Below are 3,511 nucleotides of genomic sequence, written 5' to 3'. Positions count from 1 at the left end.
CTGGAAGCGCGACTGCCCGCCCGCCAGCGGCAGCACCGGCAGCGCCCGGGCCAGCCCGGCGAAGCGGTTGAAGAAGCTGTCGCCCGGCCCGAAGACCAGCGAGGGCCGGAACACCACCGCGTCCGGGCAGGCGGCGAAGACCCGGGCCTCGCCCTCCGCCTTGGTGCGGGCGTAGTGCGACGGCGAGGTCGGATCCGCCCCGATCGCCGAGACGTGGATCATCCGGGCGCCCTGCCGGGCGGCGGCGCGTGCGATCTCGGACGCGCCCTCGACCTGCAGGCGCGCGAAACTCTGCGAGCCGGTCTCCTGCAGGATGCCGACGAGGTTGATCACCACGTCCGAACGCTCGGCCGCGCGGGCGACCGATTCGGGGTAGCGCAGGTTGGCCTGGACGGCCACGATCTGGTTGACCTTGCCCAGCGGCTGCAGGAACAGCGCCAGGTCCGGCCGGCGCACCGCGACGCGGATCCGGTAGCCGCGCTTGGCGAGCGCCCGCACCACGTGCCGGCCCAGGAAGCCGGAGCCGCCGAAGATCGTCACGAGCTGGGATTGCGGGCGCAGGGGGCCCGTTGCGGCGGTGGATGCGGGCATGCTGTCCTGAGGCGTGTTCTGTGGGCCGGTCATCGCCGTGGTCTCGGGCTCCTCGCGCGCCCCGGGGCGCCGTCATGCGGGCCTACTTAGCCTAAGTTCGGCGCCTTGGGAGCCGCCCATGCGCGTCGCGGCGCGATTACCGCGTCCCGGCGCCGGATGCGACCGGGAACGGGCACCGCGCCCGCGCATTTCCACGGACGACTTCGCCGGGCCGTGCGCCGGCCGGGACGCGCCGGGGACCATGATGATTCTAGGGATGCTCGTCTCGGCGGTGATCGCCGTCTTCGGACTGCTCGTCGCGCTGGGCCTGATCGGCCACCCGATCGATGCCCAGCTCGTCACCAATTACGGCTGGAGCATCCTGACCATCGGCGTCGCGCTGTTCGTCCTGTTCGCCTATCGCCGGTTCAGCCGGACGCGCGGCCGGCGCTCGGTCTGACCGGCGGGGTCAGGCGACCTTGATCCGGCGGCGGATCTCCCGCGCCACCGCCGGTCGCCCGTCGGCGCCCCGGCTCACCGAACGCGGCGCGCCGACCGTGATGCTCTGGCTCTCGCGGGCGATGAAGGCGGTGGGCATCTCCGCCTTGAGGTCCGCCTCCATGTCGCGCAGCGCCGTATCCGAATGGGCCGGATGCAGGTGGATGATCGCCAGCGCCTTGACCCCGGCCGTCCGGGCCAGCTCGACGCCCTTCTGCCAGGTGGAGTGGCCCCAGCCGCGGCAGGTCGGATACTCGCCGTCCGTGAACATGCCGTCGTAGACCATCAGGTCGGCGCCTTCGACGAACCGGGCCAGCTCGGGATCCGGCCAGGGATCGCTGTGCTCGATGTCGCTGATCAGGCACAGGCGCCGGCCGCCATGCTCGAAGCGGTAGCCCACCGAGCCCTGCGGGTGGTTCAGCAGGATCGTGTCGACCCGGGCGCCGTCCGGGAAGGTCAGGGACTGCCCGGCCTCGAAGCCGTGATGGTTGAACGTGCAGCACAGCCTGTCGAGCGTAACCGGGAACAGCGGCGGCGCGAACAGGCGGTCGAGCGTCGGGCCGGCCGATTCGCCGCCGAGGTTGCCGCAATAGGTGTTGATCACCCGGTCGCAGTCGAGGACCGCCGGCTTGAAGAACGGAAGGCCCGCCGTGTGGTCGAGGTGCAGGTGACTGAACAGGAGGTCGACTTCCCGGGGGAGATCGGTGCGGTGGCCCTGGCCGAGGTTGTAGATGCCGGAGCCGGCATCGACCACGAACATCCGCTCGCCGCAGCGCACCTCGAGACACGGCGTGCTGCCGCCGAATTCGGCGTATTGCGGACCGCTGACCGGCGTCGAGCCACGAACGCCCCAGAATCGGAGGACGAGGCCCTCGTCGGCCGCACGGATAGTCGGCTCGGAACACTTGGACATGGCGATCACGAATCTGCGGACAGTCGGTCCCAATCCGTTACGATCGAAACCCCGTCGCCGTTCCGGGAAGGTAGCGCTGATTACGGCAGGCCGACGGGACAGGAGTACCGCTCATCCCCTGCCTTACAATGAATTGGGGGGTCGCAGGCCGTCGTGATGTGCGGCCGCGCACACGGACGGGCCGCGTCCGGGCCCTTCGGCACCCTTAGAATCGCTCGGCGGAGGCGACAAGCCCGGCGTTGACGCCGCCGGGAATCGGTGCCCCGCCGAATGCGCCCGGGGTTTCGCTCAAGGCTGCTGCCAGCAGCGCGGGCAGGCCGTCGCCGTAGCGCACCGGGAGCCGGCCCGCCAGCGCCCCGAACGGGTCCGGCGCCCGCTCGTAGACCGGAACGAAGCCCGCCATCCGCCGCAGCGCGAGCGCGGAATCGGGCGCGGCCCAGGCGGCCCAGACGGACTCCGGCACCGGCCGCGGCGCCCGGTGACCCGGCACCACCACCACCTCCTGGCCGGCGAAGGCCAGCGCCTCGGGGCGGCTGATGTCGCCGACCGCGCCGCCCCGGGCGGTGTAGGCCGCCCAGAAGGCGTGCTGGCCGCCGTCGGAGTAGGTCGTGCGCACGGCCGGCTCGCCGGATTCGGCGAGCGCCGCCATCCGGGCCTCCTCGATGGCGCGGTGGGTCGCGACCGCGGCTTCCCGCGCGGGGTCCCGGGACGGCGCGAAGGCGTAGCGGCCGGCGACGACCGAGACCTGCAGCTCCTCCTTGCTCGCCTCGAACCGGTCCGAGCCGGCCTTGAGTTCGCGCCAGAACCCGATGTTCGGGTCGGCGCGGTGGCGGGCCATGTTCTCGGCACTCATCCGGAACGGGTAGGATTGGAACTGGAACGCCGCCTGCCCGCCGTTCAGGGCCTCGCGGGCGATGGCGTAGATCTCCCCGACCGTGCCGTCGGTCATGGCGAAGCAGCCCATCGACGAGCAGATGCCGTGCACCATCACGGCCGAGCCGGTGCCGCCATGGGCGCGGTCGTAGGCGTTGGGATAGCCGACGTCGAAGGACAGGTAATAGTGCGAGTTCGGATTCATCTGGCGCCGGGGCACCGCATAGAACCCCTCCGGGGTCTGCCGGTCGCCGCTCTTGCGCTTGGGCCCGAGCTGTCCGGACCAGCGGCAGATCGGGAAGGTCTTGATGTGGACGTACCCGGACGGGCCCTTCTTCCAGACCTCGATCTCGGATTCCTTCTTGTAGGCCCGGAACAGCACCGGGGCGGCGGCACTGGTGCCTTTCTGCGCCATCAGGGCGAGCGTCGCCGCCGGGATCGGCGCGTCGGCCTTCCCGGCCTGCGCCGCGACGGAACCGCAGACGGTCAGCAGCACGAGGCCGGCGGCGAAGGATCTCGGTATCGGAAGGGGCATGAACCGTCCGCGCCGCATCGGCCGGACGGGAACGCGGCCGTGCACGGTCCTGGGAGGCTGACCCGGCATTGCGGCCGTCGTGAGGCCGTCGCGCCCGTCACGGCCGCCGGTCACGCCAGGGC

General features: G+C 71.6%; 4 protein-coding genes. 1 reads left to right on the top strand and 3 read right to left on the bottom strand.

The features are described from left to right. A partial coding sequence (locus FV228_RS23575) for a complex I NDUFA9 subunit family protein (RefSeq protein WP_147856794.1) occupies positions 1 to 591 on the bottom strand: 591 nt, incomplete at its 3' end. 241 nt (positions 592 to 832) lie between these two features. On the opposite strand from FV228_RS23575, the gene FV228_RS23570 reads away from it, so the two are divergent. Beyond that, positions 833 to 1,030, top strand: a complete 198-nt coding sequence (locus tag FV228_RS23570) for a hypothetical protein (protein WP_246689939.1) — start codon at positions 833 to 835, stop codon at positions 1,028 to 1,030. Between the two features lie 9 nt (positions 1,031 to 1,039). Here the strand turns inward: FV228_RS23570 and FV228_RS23565 are convergent, their stop codons facing one another. Together FV228_RS23565 and FV228_RS23560 are read right to left on the bottom strand one after the other, a co-directional pair. Next, positions 1,040 to 1,981, bottom strand: coding sequence for an MBL fold metallo-hydrolase (locus tag FV228_RS23565; RefSeq protein WP_147856792.1), 942 nt, complete (start codon positions 1,979 to 1,981; stop codon positions 1,040 to 1,042). A 205-nt stretch (positions 1,982 to 2,186) separates the two neighbouring features. After that, on the bottom strand, positions 2,187 to 3,389 hold the full coding sequence (locus FV228_RS23560) for a murein L,D-transpeptidase family protein (RefSeq protein ID WP_147856791.1): 1,203 nt from the start codon (positions 3,387 to 3,389) through the stop codon (positions 2,187 to 2,189). Positions 3,390 to 3,511: the final 122 nt, after the last annotated feature.

Origin of the sequence: Methylobacterium sp. WL18 (assembly GCF_008040015.1) — a bacterium.
GTDB classification, from domain to species: domain Bacteria; phylum Pseudomonadota; class Alphaproteobacteria; order Rhizobiales; family Beijerinckiaceae; genus Methylobacterium; species Methylobacterium mesophilicum.
Note: the sequence above shows the minus strand (reverse complement) of the source record. Positions and strands in the feature narration are given on the sequence as shown.

Excerpts from the sequence above, each read along its gene's own strand:
- FV228_RS23565 (WP_147856792.1), bottom strand. The coding sequence starts at position 1,981 with ATGTCCAAGTGTTCCGAGCCGACTATCCGTGCGGCCGACGAGGGCCTC.
- FV228_RS23570 (WP_246689939.1), top strand. The coding sequence starts at position 833 with ATGATGATTCTAGGGATGCTCGTCTCGGCGGTGATCGCCGTCTTCGGA.
- FV228_RS23560 (WP_147856791.1), bottom strand. The coding sequence starts at position 3,389 with ATGCCCCTTCCGATACCGAGATCCTTCGCCGCCGGCCTCGTGCTGCTG.